Source organism: Lactobacillus sp. M0396 (assembly GCF_016101625.1).
GTDB lineage: Bacteria > Bacillota > Bacilli > Lactobacillales > Lactobacillaceae > Lactobacillus > Lactobacillus huangpiensis.
In genome coordinates, this window is sequence record NZ_JACFQE010000002.1 from 104,903 (window position 1) to 123,276 (window position 18,374).

An 18,374-nucleotide genomic window follows, 5' to 3' on the forward strand; every position below is an offset into this window, starting at 1 on the left:
GATGTTTGACAAGAAACTCGTATTTATTTAATTGACAGTTTTAATTTTGCCAGTTGTCGAACACTTTTATAATTAACAAAGTTATAACCATAGTTAAAATTAACGGAATAATCATTTCCCAAGCCGTCAGAGTTTGTACTTGACTGCTAATTGTAGCTTCCCAAAAAGTTATTAATCTTATTTGCCATGCCCAAGGAATCACGGGCCAGATAAAATCAAAAAGACTAGTAATGCTTAAACCTGAGATTACAACACCAAAAAAGCCCAGAATCATGGCACCACCAACATTAAACTTTAATACTATCCATTGCGCTAGTTCGTATTGAATAAGACCGAAAAGTGCAAAAATAAAACTGGTTAGTAAAATTTTAATAAAGGATATATTATTTATCTGAAAAGCAAATCTTAAAGTAAAAAAATAAATTAAACTCATTCCGATAATTTCAAAGAAATATAATAACCAATAATAAAATAGCTGCAGCCCAATAGTTAAGCCTTTTTTGCCAGGATTTGCCAACCAATTTTTACAATGACCAGCTTTTTCTTCGCGATCAAAAACTAGACCGATAAAAATGCTAATAACTAGCGGAGAAATAAGCGCCAGCAATTCGTAAAAAGTTATTATCATAACGGATGAGTTTACAATGTTTTTTCTTGTACCATAATAAAATCCCATTAATAATGGATAAGCAATTAAAGTTAACAAATGTAAATATAATAAAAAACTCCGCTTAAGTTTAACGTTTTCTGACCGAAAAATATTTTTAAGCATTTTTAATTACCTGCTTCTTAAATGATCTGGCAGCGAGATAACTGAGCAAAATGAAAAGCAGAATAGCTGCTGCTATAATCCAATAATTATTTGAACCTGCCACATTATGACTTAGAGGTAATCCGTTAATATTCATTTTTATTAGTGGTACTGGGAAAAGTTCAGACCAGGTAAATGGCCAAATTTTGCCAAGGAAATAACTATTTACTTCTATGCCGCTAAAAATTCCGGCAAAGTCCAATACAATAGTTACATATATATTAGTAAGGCGACTAAGCCAAATATATAATGGAATTTGCCAAAGATTAACTAACCAAATACCTAAGATTGCCAAAAAACATGAAATTAACGAGACACTAATTTCAGAAATAAAATAAAGCAAACTTACAAAAAGAACTAAGAATAAAGAAGAAACTAATGTTAAAAGTACCACGTGTAGAATTCTACCCAATTCATAATCAAATAAATTGTAAGGTGAGCTCAAAATCAACTTATAATTCGTGCTATTCTTCTCGTGTCGGTCAATTAGCCCAACAACCAAAGCAAGAAATAAGGGAAACCAAATGGTACCCCACTGATTAATGACACTTTGAATAGCATAACCAGTAGTAGCAAAAAGCACTGTCACTACAATTATTATTAAAAGAGGATACAGCCACAATAACTGCTTGACAAGTGTTCTTTTAGTTTTTATCACTTCAATAGACAATGAGTTAAGCATTCGTTACACCAGCATTCATTAAAGTATCATTAAATAATTGTTCCAGATTTTCTGTATGATCTATAGTTTTTTCAAGCAAAAGCTGGCCTTTACCGATAATACCAATTTTATCAGCTAAACGCTCGACTTCAGAAAGCATATGACTAGAAATGATAATAGTAATGCCTTCTTTCTTAAAACTAGAAATCAAATTCCGCAATTGCTGAATGCCCAGTGGATCAAGTCCATTTGTCGGCTCATCCAAAATTAACAACTTGGGTTGACCAACTAGAGCTAATCCAATTCCAAGCCTCTCTTTCATTCCCAAAGAAAAATTTTTAGTTAACTTTTTCCCCGTATCGCTAATGCCTACTTTTTCCAGAATTGATTGTATTTCGGTTTCTTCGACCCCTCTTAAACGACAAACTACCTGGAGATTTTCAGCAGCCGTTAAATTTCCATAAAGAGGTGCATTTTCAATCAGGGAACCAATAGCAGATAAATCCTCTCTAGACCAATCGTGTCCATCAAACGTAATAGTACCGCTAGTAGCAGGTATGATTCCTGTTAAAATCTTCATTAAGGTAGTCTTACCTGCGCCATTAGGTCCTAGCAGACAATAAACCTGATTTTCTGGGACATGTAAGCTTATTTGATTGAGTACAACTTGATCTTTAAACTTTTTTGTTAGTTTATTTGTTACTATTAAATCAGACATGTTTTCCTCTTTTATAATAATTTTTGTTGTTAAAATATACTCAAATAGTTTTTAATGCCAAACTATATACAAGCAATTTAACAATATTAAAATCAACTCGTATAACATAATAAAGATGATTATATTATATATAAAAAAGCAGATCAATGTATTTTGTAATAGTAGATATCAAAAAGGAGTTTGCTCTAAACAAACAAATTGGGTACACATCTTTTGGCCGCACCAATTTCAAAAATTTTCTGATAAGGATCAGATTGGAAGAAAACAAAGAAAATAAATAATCATTATATTATATACTTGATTCTTTTCATTTACTCTTTATAAACAAAATTTTACAAAGAACTGTTTTTGCCTTTTCTTTCGAATTTTAAAGCAATAGCAAAAGTTGCAATTTCATTTTGATCTCACATACTTAAATGAACCTTTCCTTTCTCAAATGATATTCTATTTGTACTATTATTTGAGTACTACTTATACTTCTTAGGTTCTTTTTAAATGATTTACTTGGCTGTATCTTACTCATAAATTATCAGCAAATTTTATATTTAGTGAAATTTGTAAAGTCAATTTATATGATGGTATTAATTTTTATTACTTTATAAATTTTAATATATATATACAAATTAGCTATACCGATGCATCTTTGTATAACTGACACATTTCTTGTGTTACCATAAGATACAATGAAAGTGCTACAAACGCTTTCAGATACTGATAAAAAGGGGATTTTTTCAATGAATCAAAAAGTAGTCATCATTGGTGCTTCTCATCCAGGTCATGAGGCAGCCATCGAATTATTAGACAGATATAAAGATCTTGATGTCACTATTTATGAAGCAAGTGATTTTGTTTCATTTATGTCTTGCGGAATGAAGCTCTTTTTAGAAGAAAAAACTACCGGACAAGACAATGTACGAAATTTTTCACCTGCTGATCTGGAAAAATTAGGCGGTAAGATTGTCAATAATTCGCAAGCGGTTGCGTTAAATCCGGCAAATAAGCAAGTTACAATTAAAAATACCCAAACTGGTCAGACTGAAGAAGTTAACTATGACAAATTAATCTTGTCTCCAGGAGTTGATCCACTCCAATTGCCAATTCCAGGGGCAGATTTAGACTACGTTTATTTAATGCGGGGCTACAGTTGGGCTAAAAAGATCAATGAAGCTCTTCATAATGATGAAATTAAAAATATCGTTGTGGTGGGTGCTGGTAACGGAATCGCTGCCGTTGAAGCTGGTGTTTTAGCTGGTAAAAACATGACCTTGGTTGATGCCAGCAACCATATTTTGGCTAATTATTTTTCAAAAGACTTTACCGATGTTTTTGAACAAGAAATGCGAGACAAGGGTGTCGATTTAAAGCTTGATACAAAAGTTACTGGTTTTACCAATGATCACCTAGTCCAAACTAATCATGGTGACATTAAAGCTGATTTAGGCATTGTTGCTGCAGGCATTGTTGCTAATACAGACTGGCTTAAAGATACTATTAATTTAAACCAACGGGGTTATATTGAAACAGACGAATATTTAAGGACTAATCAAAAAGATGTTTATGCTTTGGGTGATGCTATTTGGCCACTGTCAATCCCAGCTAATAAAAGGATGCCAATTCCATCAGCAGTCGCTGCCCGCCACGAAGCAAATTACTTAGTGCAACATTTGTTTGAAGAAAAACCAAGCCGTCCATTCCCAGGCTTAGTTGGCGGACAATTACTAGAATTTGGTGATGTACACGCAGTAGTTAGCGGTCTCCCACAAAAATCTGCTGAATTTGCTGGTATTAATGCTGCAACTAGCATCTACATCGATCATTTGCGTCCAGACTTTATTCCTGCAAATGATAATCCGTTAGGATATATTTCCTTAACTTATAATAAGGACACTCATCAGATTCTTGGAGGTGCAGTTATGTCCAAGCATGATATCACCGCTCAAGGCAATGTTTTAAGTTTAGCAATTGGTCATAAATTAACATTAGAAGATTTAGCTGAGCAAGACTTCTTCTTCTCACCAAGTTTTGATCGGCAATGGAATATTTTAAACTTAGCAGCACAACATGCGCTAGGTTTACACAAGTTTTAATTAATTTTAGATATTACTAAGCTTTGTGAAGCAACTCCATTTAAGATGCTTAATATATCTTTCCCAAGACAATTAGTAGAGTAAGGAATGCAGACTGCTATAAAATGAGTCCCAGAAGTTAGACAACTTTTGGGACTATTTTTATGACTAAATTATCTAGAGAGTCAAAAAGCACTACAACTAAATAAAACGCTTATCTTGCTTAACTTCACTATTCTTGGGAAATTAATTTTTTATCTGCCTTTAAATTTAAATAGCTTTAGCTTATTTTCAATTCAATAACTTAGCATTAATCTCATTGGAAGTCTATGCAAAGATAGTTATATAGTTCTATAATGACTATAAGGTATTTAATCAGTATTTTTGAGGTGATTACATGAAATTAAATAAAAAATTCGTTTATGGTTCCATAGCAAGCATTCTTGCTATTAGTCCTATGCTACCCGCAGTAATGCCAAGCAATACAGAAGTAGTAGCTGCTAAGACTGATACTCTCACGTTGAATCATAATTCTTATGTTTATACGGCTCAGGGCAAGCGCACCTATTATAACGGTAAAGGGACATTGCGTATGGGCACCACCGTAAACGGTAATGCCAAAACGACTTCGATTAATGGTAAAAGCTACTATCCTTTAACCGGTGGTGCCTACGTTAAGGCGGCTAATGTCGGTGTTGTTAACAAGCAGGTACAAGATGGCAACTTGGAGCTCAATTACAATTCTTATGTTTACGATAAGAATGGTAAACGGCTATACAAATTCCGTGGCAGTAAAAAGAATACGCATTTGCGCAAAGGAACCCCTTTGAAATACTCTGGCTCTATAGAAAAAATTGACCGGAATAGCAAACAGTATTTCCTAGTCAATGATGACAACTATAATCAGTCATGGCTCCCTTATAAAAAAATCGGTGGTAAATATTACTACACTATTGGAGCCGGTGGCTATGTTAATGCGGCCAATATTGGCAACATTGATAACAAGCCCCTTTATGTCTCAGAAGCAACTGTAACAATTAGTCCAAAAGTCATTGACTCCAAAGGAGTTCAGATTGGCTTAGGCAAAGAACAAATCACGGTTAAGCCTTTACAAAAAATAAAAGTTAACCGTGAAACGCTATTTAGGTATGATCCAACCAGTTCACCAAGTTACATTATTAGTGGGACAAAAACTGGCTGGTTTCCTAAATCATACGTACAAAAAGAGCCAAGACAAAGGCTGCTGACTTTTACCGCTGACACCTATGTTCTAATTACTTCTGGAACTGATATTTTTGATGTTAATGGAGACTTACGACCAAATCAGGTTGATAAAGCCGGTCTAACGACCTTTATTGAGGGCGAAAAAATTCCGGTTGATGAATTGTTATACATTTGGTCGAATAAGGACAACAAAGCTGAGCTCTACTATCATTTAGGTGACGTAAATGGCTTTACGCACACCAACTTTGAAGAAAACAATGAAGAACATATGTCATTCATCAAAGCTGCTGACAGTAAATATATTTCTGGTCCATTTTTGAAACCTCTTAATACGGTTGATGAAGCTAAAGCAGATGCGGAAATAGCAACTGCAGCAGATAAAAAAGACCTCCAAAAGGAAATTGATCAGGAAAATGCAGTTCACAATACTGATGGATACAAGTTTTACCACTTTAATTTTTATGATGATGCACTAAAAAGAGCCAAAGAAATTAATAGTTCAGATAAAGCAACAGTTTCAGAAGTTAAAGAAGCCACGAGACGTTTACAGATGAAAGCAAAACAAGCCTACTTAACAGTTGATGAATATGCTGCTTACAGCAATTCAAGAAACTCAATGCCAGAAAAATATTAGAAACTTACAAAGTTAATTAAAGAAGCAAGAAATTATTAAATGATGTGAACCCTAAAATTAGGACACTTTATTAGCTTTACTGAGGACTAACTGCCGATATTCGATCGGAGTTAGTCCTTTTAGCTTGATTTTAATTCTTTTCTGATTGTAATACTCAATAGTTTCTTACTGCATCTCCCAGCTCGGTGAGATTCTTATACAGCTTTTCAAAGCAATGGAACATTTATTCATGAAAAAAAGTGCTCCTTATAGTCGGATTAATGTCTAACTATTATGGAACACTTCAATTTCGAGAGTCATATCCTTTTTTACTTATTTTTCTCTCTTACTTTACTATGCTTTATTGATAGCTAAAGATCAAGATTGCTTTGATAAATCAATTATTTGATCAAACATTTCTTGCTCTTTTTCTGATATGTGGTGTGCTACTTCGATAACAGTTCCTTTAAACTCACTTAGAATTGTTTGATGTATTTGCAAAGATAAGTTCTGATCAAGAGATGAAGTTGCTTCATCAGCTAATAATATTGGTCTTTTTGATACTAATGCTCGTGCAATTTCAACTCGTTGATTTTGACCACCAGATAAATTACTGCCACTCTTTCCAAGCTGATAGTCTAAGCCCTTTTCGTTTACGAGATCAGTTAAGCCGGCTTGTTCAACAGCATAATTTAAGTCTTCTTCAGATACATGCCGACCTAAAGTAATATTGTATTTTAATGTATCATCTAGAATAAAAGGCTTTTGCTGAATAAAGGAGAAGTACTCGTGTAATTTTGCCCAATCACCATTTACTTCAGAATGATTAACTTCATAAGATCCAGAATCAAGTTGTTGAATACCAATTAATACATTCAGTAAAGTTGATTTCCCCCAACCTGATGGAGCTTGCAGGAGAACTTTTTCTCCGGAATCAATTTTTAGATTAACATTGGCAAAAATTTTCTGTTTACCCTGGCTAACTCCAGCATCAGTCAATTGTAATGATTGAAAAGTATCTGAAGCAGTTGCAGTTTTACTGCCCTGCGGCTTTATCAACAAGTCGATTTTTTTGATTTTTTGCAAAATCGGCTTTGCCGTTTTAATATCGTTAACTGAGCCAAAAATACCAACTACAGGATTAATAAAATTATTAGCCAGTTGTGCGATCATCATAAACGTGCCTAAAGTCAGCCGACCGCTAACAATGAAACTAATACCAATGGCAAAAGGAAGGAACATACTGAAAATATATGCTACTATCATAGTCATCTCATTAGACATACCTTTAGTCCAATTGGTTTTGAAAAGAGCCGTTTCCATTAGCTTCGCTGCTTTAATCAGCCTGTTAACCATTGAAAATTGAACATCATAGATGTTAGCCATTTCTGCTCCGGAATGAGTTTCAATAACGGTGTTGGTGTAGTTGCTATTGGATTTTTCCCACTTTTCAGAATTTTTTTCGATCTTAGGGCCAAAAACAGACTGAATAACGGCAGGAGTAAATGAAGCTATTAAAAATACCAGCGCAATAATCCAAGAACTAACAAATGCAGAGATTACAGCTGCCAAAAATTGAATTAAATCAGAAATAATTGAAAGCTCTGCCTCAATACTATTAGTTTCAATTTGCTTGAGGTCATTGGTCATAAATGAACTGTCAATTTCGTTATGGCCAGCATAGTTATTCACTAAATAATTAGCAGACGCACTTTTTAGGTTAAGATTAATTTCTTCTATAATTTTATAATAGAAATACTGATATATAACGCCGACTATTCCAAATATTAGCAGACCACAAACAGCAAAGACAGTCAGCTTTATTAAGCTGCCTTGAGGCTTTTGGGCGAAATCAATAAATTTTTGAAAAATGAAGGCAACAAAAACAACCTGAAGCGATTTCAAAAAAGCAAAAAAAACATATAAGGCTATTTTCCAGGGGTGTGAGTATTTTATAATCATAGTTTTCCCGTCCAATATTTTTTAAATAGCATTTTGTTAGTCTAGTTCTTCACTTATAGTATGTCTACTCATTTTTAAATTCAATATTGCTCTTAAGCTTGTCCAATAAGCCATGTGAAGAAATTTTTAGCTTAATTATTAAAACTCAGGCTTTTAAATTAATAAAAAATAAATATTAGATAACCAAAATAATAAGGTTTTAATCTTTAAAAGTCAATAAGATAATTTTATTTTCTTTTAGTATTTATACTGAACAATTTCCCGTTAGCACTAATTTTTTCCTTAATCCTATTTTGTAACTGTTAAAAAGAAGATTATAAATGTCAACTTTGCAATACCTGACTCAGCACATTGTGCAAAATTAATTCAGTCATGATATAATGTAATTGTAAAGAAAAAGAGGCCTTGCGCTAACAAGACCTCTTTGAAAACAAGCAGCCGCTCTAAAGGCGGTTAGCTGAGTAGGAATATAAAAAGACTATCCCTAACTTGCTAAAGTATGATTGGGACGGTCTTTTTTTATTTCTTGTGATTATTGATATAATCCAACAACACAATAATAAACGTGGCGAATGCCAACATTATTTGTAATGCCTGGTAAACGCTCATTAACTGTTTCTCTTTCTAAAAGATTTCGTGCCATAGGCACCATCTTCTTTCCAGATCAACAGCCAACCGCCCTCAAAACAATTTGCTTGAATTCTAAATTAATTATAACAAATACTGTTTGCATATTGAATAAAAGAAGAGCCAGATAATTAACTAAACGGCTTGGTGTAAATAACTTTCACTCACCTTAAAGAATCAACAGAATAGTTGGTTTCTTCCACCCGATGAATTAAAAGTTAATAGTGAGTTAGTACTAACGAAATCATTGTAAATGCTTTTTACTCTGTTTAATAGATTTCAATTAAGGATTACCTTCCGATATTTAACGAAGTTAGTCCTTTTTGTTTTGTCCTGGTTCTTTTTTGACTGCAAATTTTTTATAACTTTCACTTGCTATTTACAATAAAAACAGAAATTAGCTTTATGATCTGATATAGATTGTGATCTCCAAAATTAGAAGAAGTTTGTATCATCTAAATAGGTTATTTGTTTAATTTTATGTTGGTTTTTAGATTATTTTGACTTTTAATTATTTATATGCCTATAATTTATCTATTAACCACAGGCTAGTTATATTAATGTGTAATTTTATTTGTAAGGATTTACTTATGGCAAATAATCAGAATAACGAAAAAAATGAGAAAACAAAACAATTTTATGAATTTTTAAAATATACAATAGTCTTATTTGCAGTTTTTATTTTAATTAATTTTTTGCTGACAAAATATTTAATAGTCAAATGTTCCGTGTCTGGTATCTCGATGCAACCAACTTTTGAAAGTCAAGAAAGAGTTATAGCTAATCGCAATAGCAAATTGAAACGAAATGAAATTGTTATTTTAAAGGCTCCGGATGAACGTAATTCCTTTTATATAAAAAGAATTATAGGATTACCGGGTGAAACTGTTACTGGAAAAAATAATAAGATTTATGTTAATGGCAAAAAAATAAATCAAGACTATTTAAAACCAGGATTTAAGCTGACGGATAATGAAGATGGCTTTTATGGTACAAAATATTCTTACACTGCTGACTTTTCAATTCGTTCTTTAGCAAGAACAAAAGAATATAAAAGTATTTATTCCCCTTCTCAATTAAAAGAAATGAAAAAAACTAACAAAGTTCCCAAAGGCTCGTATTTTGTAATGGGAGATCATAGGAGCGTTTCAAAAGATAGTCGTTATATAGGAGCAATCCCTAGAAGTAAAATTGAAGGTGTTGTTAAATATCGCTATTGGCCACTTAACAGAATCAAAGTATATTAAAAAGGATTAAGTCCAAATTTAGGACTTAATCCTTTTTACTTTCACCTTTTATAACTCTGCTAATCGCTTTTCATCCAAATGAAACATAATCATACAATAAAGTAATAATATTGCAGTCATAAACACCACCACATAGATGTTAGTCATAATTCCAGGGAGTTCACGTAAGAAATCAGCCGGTGAATAACTTATGAGATATGGCAAATGGATAGTTGCGTTCATTAATAATAAAACTATTTGCAAAACTAAACCTGTGCACATAGCAGCAAACTTATTTTTAATCCACAAAGAAGTAACCATTGCGAATACAGCGAACAATCCTCCCCAAAGAGAAGAAAATATAATTGACAAAATAGCGTGGACAAACGGATGGGAATAATAAAGGGAGACAAACAGCATAGTAAAATTCATAGCACCAATATTAATATTAAGTAAGTTATCGGGCTTAACATTAGGTAATATCATAAACCAAGAGAAAAAGTTAAACAGTAAAGGAACAGCGATCACAATAAAACCTGTCATAAATGCGATTTCTAGGTATCCTAACAAGATTTGTTTAATGGACTTCTCCATCTTTAATTTATAAAAATAGCCGTTGGTAAAATCTTCTTTTAATAATGTACTGGCAGGTAAACTTGCTATTAAAGGTAACAAGATAAAAAATATAGTAGGTACAAAAGTAAATCCATCTATTGACATCCACATAGTATAAGGTGAGTTTGTCGCAAAAATATATTTAGACACAGAAACAGCACATTGTACAACGCTAATACTTAACCCTATTGCCAATGCTAAAAATAACCATAATTTATTCAAACGTGACCACAAAAATTTCATTTTATTCTCCCTATTCTAGCAGAAGCGAATATTTGATATAGTGCTTCTTAGTTGGTACCAAGAAACTGAAACGTAATTTTTGATTGCGCATGTCATATGAATAACGCGGAATGGTAAAAAATATTGTAAAAGGCTGCTTGCCGTGCGCTAATGCTTTATCAGGATTAATTCTGTGGTGACTTTTGTCATACAATTTTATTGAGGGATTGCTTATACCATAAGGATTATTTAGATACATATTTTCTATAAAATTAGGATTGTTTTTTTTCTCGCCATAGAATGGCTGGCCAGTTTGACGTATATTAAATTTGACTTTGGCTTGTACAAAATCCTTACTTTTCTTAACTGCAGCTTCATGAACAATAAAGTTAACATGATAGGCTTTTACCAATTCATTTTTGTGAAAAAGCTGTTCTTTAGTCACACCATACTGCTGAGGATGGGCGTTTACCTGGCGGTAGCGATAAAAGCCCACGCAACCAACTACAATTATTATCACAATGAAGAAGCTCCATAATAATTTTTTATTTTTCATAATTTATTGTTCCTTCTTGTACATATAGCTTTTGCGTGGCGACTTTGTTTACAAATTCATGATCATGCGAAGCAATAACAAAGGTTGAGCCTTTATGGTTATACCCATCAATCAATCTGATTAATTTACCAATACTTTCATGATCCAGCGCATTGGTAGGCTCATCCAGAACAATTAACGGATAGGCTCCAAGAAAAGCCTGTGCAATTCCTAATTTCTGCTTCATCCCCAGTGAAAATTTCTTAACTTTTTGTTTAGGGAACCTGGTTAAATCAAAGTACGTCAATAAATCATTAATCTGCTTTTCTTGAATATCTGGATCTAATTTCGCTAGTAGTTCTAAGTTTTTATAAGCAGTAAATTCTTCTATTAAACTGGGATTTTCAATTAAAATTCCCGCTTTAATAGGATAAGGATCTTGGACCTTCATCTTCTTACCATTAACTATGACTTCCCCACTGGTATTTATTAAGCCTAAAATTGCCTTTAAGATTAGCGTTTTACCAGAACCATTTATTCCTTCTAAAACAGTGATACTGCCCTCTGGAATATCTGCACTAACATCATGCAATAGTGGCCGTCTTTTCACTAATTTTCCTACTTCATTTAATTCAATAAAACTCATTGTTTGCTCCTTACTCTACACTAAAGAAATGGTCAATAATCCCATAAACAATCACCATAATCAAAGTTGCCAGCAATAATAATAAAAAGCCAGGGAAATTAAATCTCATAATTATCAAGTTATTTAAAGGATTTAATTGCCATTTTAAAAGAGATGTCATTATCAAAAGTGAAGCTGGAATAATCAGACCCAATGCCGAATTAAACTTTCCAATTGTACCTTGCAAAAGAAGCGTCAGATATATTCCCAAAAAATTGTTGATGAAAAGTAGTGGGACCGCCTGCCAGTCAGTTAAATCAAAAAAAGACAAAGAGGGCAATTTAAATAAAGCCGTAACAAGCAACATAACTAAAAGTGTAACAAACACATAGGCAAAAGCTATTACTCCCATTAACAACATAGTGACAACAGTAAAATTTTTCGGTGGAATTTGTAATCCTCTTAGGTGCATAATGGTAGTTTGCCAAAGCAGTTTAAAGCTATTTAATACAATGAGCAGCGGTATCAAGAAATAAACCAGCCACAAAATAAAATTAAAAGATGCACCTTGACTGGTATCGGCAAAGAAGAGATTAAATATAGAAGTATGTGAACTATTAATTAGCTGCGCACTGAGAAAAATAATTGAAAAGCAGATCAAACTTAGCCAGCAAATAAAACGGAATCGGATTATTTGCCATAAATATAGTAATTGATTCCAAAACAAACGTTTCATAAAGACCTTCTTTTTAAGAGTGAGGACAGCCGTAGCCAATAAAGATAAATTAATTTGACTATTATAAATATCCAGTTTGTGTTTCTTATTTTTTAATTATCGTTTAATTCTATACATTCATAGTACCATTTTAGAATTATTAAAAATAGTAGAATTAGACTTTTAATAATCCGGTTCACTGTAACGGTCAGTAATTAAATAGACAATTAGCATTAATAGCGTTGTAGCTAATAACAGCAGAATATTGTTCTTATTGACACGCAGAAGCATTAAACTATTGAGCGGATTATATTTCCAAGTGGTATAAACAGTCATTATAAGCCAACTAATTGGAATAATTATACCCAATGGAGCATTGAAGCGACCGATAGTGGCCTGAATTATCAACAACAGAAATATTCCTAAAAAATTATTAATGACCAGTACTAATAAAGCTGGTAATCCGTGAAATTGTAATAGCTTAAAATTTTTTAGCCAGGAAAAATCAGTCACTAAAGCCATAATTCCTTCTGTTAGTGCCACATAAATGAGGGTGATCAATCCCATTAACCCAATGTTAACCACAGCGAAACTTAATGGTGAGTATCTCAGACCTCGCAATTGCATTCCTCTTACTTGCCACAATTGTTTAATACCGCTTAAGACTATCAATAGCGGCACTACAAAATAAACAAACCAAAAAACAGGCAAAATAACTTGGCGTGATTTAACTGCGTTAAAATCAACACTCATGAAAAAAATAGGAACTATAGCAGAATTCGGCATTAATTTCAACATCAGTATTACAAAGTTTATTAAGCCTAACCAAAAAAGAAAGCGCGATTTTATTAGTTGCCACAAAAATAAAAATTGGTCCCAAAATAAATTTACAAGAGATGCTTTTGAGCCTACCGCTTTAGAATGCAATTGTTCTCTCCTTATTTGTTTACACTCGCACTAGTCAAAAATGAAATAGCTTACGCCAATATTGCCACTTGTATAGAATTAAAAAAATACTATTAAATTTGGCAGTACAACTTTAATAGTATTTTTATTATATCTAGACATACAAAAGAGCTTCCTATCTATTATTGAGAGCGCTAAAATAACTTTAATTCGTAATACAATAAATATAAGAAAGGAATTTTCATGATTAGAAAATGTGAAGTTGCTGACAGTCCAACTATTCAAAAAATCAATCAAATTGAACTAGGTTATGATTATCCTGTAGAAAAAACGGCTGCCAACATTAAAAGGCTGCTAAATGATCCTGCGCATCATTATCTCTGGGTTTTTGAAGATGATAATACCAAAAAAGTTGAAGGCTATTTGCATGCAGAAGTTTTTAAAGAAACCTATTTTGACCCCATGTTCAACGTTTTAGCTTTAGCAGTAGATTCTTCTGTGCAAAAGAAAGGCATTGGCAGTCAACTTATGCATACTTTGGAAAAACAGGCTAAAAATTTAGGCATGAAAGAAATTAGGTTAAATTCAGGAGAATCACGTTTAGGTGCTCATAAATTTTACGAAAAACTGGGCTATACCAGCAATAAAATGCAAAAAAGATTTGGTAAAAAGTTGGATTAACAACTTAATAATATAGCACTTTAATTTAAAATATTTTCCAAACAAAAACCCGCCTTATCTACATGATCAAAGACGGGTTTTTATAACATGAATTTTTATTAATTATATTAGCATTTGCGTGAGTTCCAAAACCACTGGTACAACTATTACGAATAAAACTGTTGAGGTGGTCACAACGTTGGTAGCGTATTGCACATCCCCGTGCGATTCACCCACTAATATTGGCAAAACTGCCAAAGCAGGAGTAGCTGATTGCACAACTAAGGTTTGTTTAGCTAGACCTGTCAAGGATGGCAGCCAATTTGCACCAACAACAATTAAAATCATCATTAAAGCCGGTACTAAGATAAAGCGGCCAAGCAATGCCCAAATAGTATCACGGTCAAGGTGGATTGACTTCAAACCAGCATCTGCCAATATAATACCAATATAGATCAGTGACATCGGCGTGACGATGCCGCCAACCATACTTAACACAGCCGTAATCCAACTAGGAATTGGTACTTCAACTAATAAACAAATTAAGGCAATTAGAAAACCAACTAATGGTGCTGGCAACAATTTTTTCCAGTTGAATTTTTGCTGTTTTCCTTTTTGTTCAGTTGGGTCATCGCTAGAAATGAAGAAGACACCAATTGCCCAGGTAGAAACCGTATTTAACACATAATAAATTAAAAAGTACGGCATACTTTTTTGTCCAAATAAGGCAATATTCAATGGCAATCCAATAAAAATGGTATTGGCATTCGTAATGGCGTTAATAAAAGTACCTCGGCGGCCTTTGCGGATCCGCAGAAGCTTACATAATATCCATGCGAACAAATAACTTAAAGCAAAACAGATAATGGCATAGATCAGACCACCTGTTAAGCCAAATAATTTTTGCCTGTTTAAATATTTTAAGACGGAAACAAAAATTGAAGCTGGTAAAGCAATATTCATAATTAAATAAGAAATATTGCCCTTAAACTGATCGCCTAGTTTGCCACTGGTTCGCAGCCAATACCCTAAAGCAATTACAAGTAACAGTTCAACAACGCTAGTTAATGAAGTAATAAAGGCTTGCATTTATTCTCACTCCTGCTCATCTTTATATTCAGGCGCCCAGCGAAGTGCAGCCACTGCCTTGTCACCATCTTGAAAATCATTTTGGTTGAGGTGATCGGCAATTGCCTTGTTAGCCACAGCTTTTGCTACAGTTTGAGAAAAGACATTTAGTTTTTCAACTGGTGGCAAAACTGCTGCGCCTGGTTTACTTGAATCAACAATGCCGCCAAGTGAGTGGGCCGCTACACTAATCATTTCATCACTTAAAATCTTAGCATTAACTGCCAGAGCGCCAAGACCAAGTCCCGGATAGACCAAAGCATTGTTGGCTTGTCCGATTTCATACTTAGTGCCGTCATAATCAACTGGATCAGCAGGAATACCAGTAGCTACTAAAGCCTTGCCTTTAGTCCAATGAATTAAATCTTCTGCTTTTGCCTCCGCTAATTGAGTTGGGTTTGACAATGGGAAAATAATTGGACGTTCGGTATGGGTTGCCATTTCCGTCACAATATCCTGAGTGAAAGCACCTGAGCGAGTTGATGTTCCCACTAAAATATCAGGATGAACTGCTTGTACAACACTCTTTAAATCTTTAAGCTGGTCAGCATTGCTAAATTCAGAACGTTTTCTGACAAATGGTTTCTGAGCAGGTGTTAGTTCAGGCGTATCTTCAAAAAGCAGACCTTGTTTATCTACTAAGTAAAAATGCCTGCGCGCTTCTTCAGGTTGTAAGCCTGCTTGCAGCATCTCGGCATAGACTTGCTCAACGATTCCTGTACCAGCTGTTCCGGCACCAAAACAGACATACTTTTGGTCTGTTAATTTCTGACCACTAATCTTCAATGCTCCGAGAATTCCGGCCAAAACAATGACACCGGTACCTTGAATATCATCATTAAAGGTTAAAATATGATCACGATAATGTTTTAAAATATTATCAGCATTATCTCGGCCAAAATCTTCAAAATGTAAATATAGTCCCGGAAATAATTTTTCTACAGTTTGCACAAAGCGATCAACAAATTGATAATATGGTTCACCATTTACGCGACGCTGATGATTGCCTAAGTAGAGCGAATCATTAAGTAATTTGTCATTATTAGTGCCAACATCTAGCACTACTGGCAATACACACGCTGGGTCAACACCAGCTGCAGCAGTATAAACCATCAACTTGCCAACAGAAATGTCAACTCCCTGTGTACCCCAGTCACCAATTCCTAAAATTTCTTCACCGTCAGTAACCACTATTAGTTTTATATCACGGCCATCAGCCGCATTTTTTAAACTATCTTCGATTTGATCAGGTTCATTAATTGACAAAAATGCGGCATATTGCGGATTTACAAACAAATGACTGTAATTTTCGATAGTCTCAGCTATCGTCGGGTCATACACAATCGGCATAAATTCGGTAACATGCTCACTGAAGACCTTAAAAAACAGCACCCGATTAGTATTAAAAACGGTCATCAAAAAAATGCGCTTTTCCAAATTAGTTGATTTTTCCTGATACTGCAGGTAAACTTCCCGCGCCTGCTCTTCTAATGACTGCACCTTAGGAGGTAACATCCCTGCCAGCTGATACTTTTCTCGCTGCTCTTCTGTAAAAGCAGTACCTTTGTTTAAAAATGGGTCATTCAACCTATCTTGTCCTGTTTTAGCCATTTTTTCACTCTCCGTCTATTTAATTATTATTAGCACGTACTATATGATTAGACTATAACCAGCATGTAAAAAGTGCAATAAATTAAGCTTATATTAACAGCATATAGTATATAATATGTGCTTAAATATAGTTTATATTAAAAATTGTGCAAATAAAAAACCAGTTCAAGTTAATGAATTGGTTTTTTATTCTATATAATAATTAATAAGCTGCTTTATGCCTGGTAGCGTGACTCACCATTTAAATAAGTTTCACTTAAAGTCATGTCAGGGTTTAATACTAAGAAATCGGCATCTTTATCAGGTGCGATTGAACCACATTTATCGAGTACGTGCGCACTCTTAGCCGGAACATAAGAAGCCATCATAACAGCTTCTTCAGGAGTAGCAACGTTCCAGTCAACAACATTCTTGACTGCAGTCTTTAATTGCAAAATACTGCCAGCTAAATTATTGCCACCTTTCAAACGAGCCATGCCCTCTTTAACATAAACAGGCAATTCACCTAACATATAGTCACCGTCAGGCATCATGCCAGCTTCCATACAATCTGTGATTAAACAAATGTGTTCGGCACCTTTAAGCTGAACCAATGCCCGCACCATTTCTTTTTGAACATGGTGACCGTCACAGATCAATTCATCTGTTACATTATGCAGAGCCATCGCAGCGTTAGAAATTGATGTATCATGGTGTGAAGGATCAGGCATTCCGTTAAAAGTATGAGTAAACATTGTTGCACCAGCTTCAACACCGGCTTTAGCTTCTTCAAAGTCAGCACTCGAGTGCCCCAAAGAAACAACTACACCCTCTTTAACAGCAGCACGGATAAATTCCCGGGCACCTTTTCTCTCAGGCGCAAGAGATATTTTATTCAGCAGCCCTTTAGATTCTTCACGCCACTCATTAAATTGATTAATATCAGGATCAATCAAATATTTAGGGTTTTCTGCACCAGCATGTTCTGCAGTAAAGTATGGTCCTTCAAAATGCAACCCTTGAATTTTAGCACCAGTTTCTTCACCTTTATGGGCGCCAAACATCTGGCAAATTTTGCTTAATGTATCTGCACCAGCAGTATAAGTCGTTGGCAGCCAGCTGGTAACGCCAGACCGTAAAAAGCCTTCTGACAGACGGTTGATTCCCGCCCAATCACTTTTCATCACGTCTTCTTTTAGTGAACCGTGTACATGTGTGTCAACCAGTCCTGGTGCAATCCATTTGCCTTTATAGTCTACTATTTTGCCTTCAGGTTTTTGATCTTCAGTATAGTAAAAGCCAAATTTGCCGTCATCTTGAACTTCTAGGTAACCACCTTGTTCTGTCACATTTTCAAGAAAGAATTTATCTGCATGAATATAATAAGTCATAATATTTTTGCCTTTCTTTTTAAAATAAAACTCGTATTTATAGCTTAATTTTAGCTTAATCAACTGGTATTTACCAGTT

The 18,374-nt window shown here is 34.1% G+C and carries 17 protein-coding genes and 1 pseudogene; 4 read left to right on the forward strand and 14 right to left on the reverse strand.

Translation table 11 applies throughout. The features are described 5' to 3' along the window. Nucleotides 1–40: 40 nt before the first annotated feature. The 3 genes from H3T43_RS03020 to H3T43_RS03030 are packed head-to-tail and all read right to left on the reverse strand — an operon-like array spanning nt 41 to nt 2,190. Complete coding sequence (locus H3T43_RS03020) at nt 41–772, reverse strand: lantibiotic ABC transporter permease (RefSeq protein ID WP_198212506.1); 732 nt, start codon at nt 770–772, stop codon at nt 41–43. Then, nucleotides 765–1,493, reverse strand: a complete 729-nt coding sequence (locus H3T43_RS03025; RefSeq protein WP_198212508.1) for a hypothetical protein — start codon at nt 1,491–1,493, stop codon at nt 765–767. The genes H3T43_RS03020 and H3T43_RS03025 overlap by 8 nt, the downstream gene beginning before the upstream one ends. Then, nucleotides 1,486–2,190, reverse strand: coding sequence for a lantibiotic protection ABC transporter ATP-binding subunit (locus tag H3T43_RS03030; RefSeq protein ID WP_198212510.1), 705 nt, complete (start codon nt 2,188–2,190; stop codon nt 1,486–1,488). The genes H3T43_RS03025 and H3T43_RS03030 overlap by 8 nt, the downstream gene beginning before the upstream one ends. Nucleotides 2,191–2,924: 734 nt before the next feature. Between H3T43_RS03030 and H3T43_RS03035 the strand changes: the two genes are divergently transcribed. Together H3T43_RS03035 and H3T43_RS03040 are read left to right on the forward strand one after the other, a co-directional pair. Continuing rightward, entirely contained in the window at nt 2,925–4,277 is a 1,353-nt protein-coding gene (locus H3T43_RS03035) for an FAD-dependent oxidoreductase (RefSeq protein ID WP_198212512.1), read from the forward strand. A 376-nt stretch (nt 4,278–4,653) separates the two neighbouring features. After that, a complete protein-coding gene (locus H3T43_RS03040) occupies nt 4,654–6,114 on the forward strand; it encodes an SLAP domain-containing protein (RefSeq protein WP_198212514.1) in 1,461 nt (486 codons plus the stop codon). 57 nt (nt 6,115–6,171) lie between these two features. Here H3T43_RS03040 and H3T43_RS03045 read toward each other — a convergent pair. From H3T43_RS03045 to H3T43_RS09575, 3 genes and pseudogenes are all read right to left on the reverse strand, one after another. Further along, nucleotides 6,172–6,313: pseudogene (locus H3T43_RS03045) on the reverse strand (IS3 family transposase); the annotation flags it as partial. Nucleotides 6,314–6,471: 158 nt separating this feature from the next. Next, the gene (locus H3T43_RS03050) at nt 6,472–8,055 is read right to left on the reverse strand and encodes an ABC transporter ATP-binding protein (protein WP_198212516.1); all 1,584 of its coding nucleotides are present in this window, start codon (nt 8,053–8,055) and stop codon (nt 6,472–6,474) included. A 519-nt stretch (nt 8,056–8,574) separates the two neighbouring features. Further along, complete coding sequence (locus H3T43_RS09575; RefSeq protein WP_081945396.1) at nt 8,575–8,664, reverse strand: putative holin-like toxin; 90 nt, start codon at nt 8,662–8,664, stop codon at nt 8,575–8,577. Nucleotides 8,665–9,272: 608 nt separating this feature from the next. Between H3T43_RS09575 and lepB the strand changes: the two genes are divergently transcribed. Next, nucleotides 9,273–9,929: a signal peptidase I gene (gene lepB, locus H3T43_RS03060; protein ID WP_198212518.1), complete on the forward strand. Its 657-nt coding sequence runs from the start codon at nt 9,273–9,275 to the stop codon at nt 9,927–9,929. Nucleotides 9,930–9,977: 48 nt separating this feature from the next. On the opposite strand, the gene H3T43_RS03065 is transcribed toward lepB, so the two are convergent. From H3T43_RS03065 to H3T43_RS03085, 5 genes are all read right to left on the reverse strand, one after another. After that, a complete protein-coding gene (locus tag H3T43_RS03065; protein ID WP_198212520.1) occupies nt 9,978–10,766 on the reverse strand; it encodes a hypothetical protein in 789 nt (262 codons plus the stop codon). A gap of 10 nt (nt 10,767–10,776) precedes the next feature. Then, nucleotides 10,777–11,301: a hypothetical protein gene (locus tag H3T43_RS03070; RefSeq protein ID WP_198212521.1), complete on the reverse strand. Its 525-nt coding sequence runs from the start codon at nt 11,299–11,301 to the stop codon at nt 10,777–10,779. Further along, complete coding sequence (locus H3T43_RS03075; RefSeq protein WP_198212522.1) at nt 11,291–11,926, reverse strand: ATP-binding cassette domain-containing protein; 636 nt, start codon at nt 11,924–11,926, stop codon at nt 11,291–11,293. The genes H3T43_RS03070 and H3T43_RS03075 overlap by 11 nt, the downstream gene beginning before the upstream one ends. A 10-nt stretch (nt 11,927–11,936) precedes the next feature. Next, on the reverse strand, nt 11,937–12,641 hold the full coding sequence (locus H3T43_RS03080) for a hypothetical protein (RefSeq protein WP_198212523.1): 705 nt from the start codon (nt 12,639–12,641) through the stop codon (nt 11,937–11,939). A 162-nt stretch (nt 12,642–12,803) separates the two neighbouring features. Then, a complete protein-coding gene (locus tag H3T43_RS03085) occupies nt 12,804–13,406 on the reverse strand; it encodes a rhodopsin (RefSeq protein WP_198212524.1) in 603 nt (200 codons plus the stop codon). A gap of 363 nt (nt 13,407–13,769) precedes the next feature. On the opposite strand from H3T43_RS03085, the gene H3T43_RS03090 reads away from it, so the two are divergent. After that, the gene (locus H3T43_RS03090; RefSeq protein ID WP_198212525.1) at nt 13,770–14,207 is read left to right on the forward strand and encodes a GNAT family N-acetyltransferase; all 438 of its coding nucleotides are present in this window, start codon (nt 13,770–13,772) and stop codon (nt 14,205–14,207) included. Between the two features lie 102 nt (nt 14,208–14,309). Here H3T43_RS03090 and H3T43_RS03095 read toward each other — a convergent pair whose 3' ends face one another. From H3T43_RS03095 to nagA, 3 genes are all read right to left on the reverse strand, one after another. Next, on the reverse strand, nt 14,310–15,275 hold the full coding sequence (locus H3T43_RS03095) for an AEC family transporter (protein WP_198212526.1): 966 nt from the start codon (nt 15,273–15,275) through the stop codon (nt 14,310–14,312). A 6-nt stretch (nt 15,276–15,281) separates the two neighbouring features. Further along, on the reverse strand, nt 15,282–16,925 hold the full coding sequence (locus tag H3T43_RS03100) for a malolactic enzyme (protein ID WP_198212528.1): 1,644 nt from the start codon (nt 16,923–16,925) through the stop codon (nt 15,282–15,284). Between the two features lie 215 nt (nt 16,926–17,140). Next, the gene (nagA, locus tag H3T43_RS03105; protein WP_034981109.1) at nt 17,141–18,295 is read right to left on the reverse strand and encodes an N-acetylglucosamine-6-phosphate deacetylase; all 1,155 of its coding nucleotides are present in this window, start codon (nt 18,293–18,295) and stop codon (nt 17,141–17,143) included. Between the last annotated feature and the right edge of the window lie 79 nt (nt 18,296–18,374).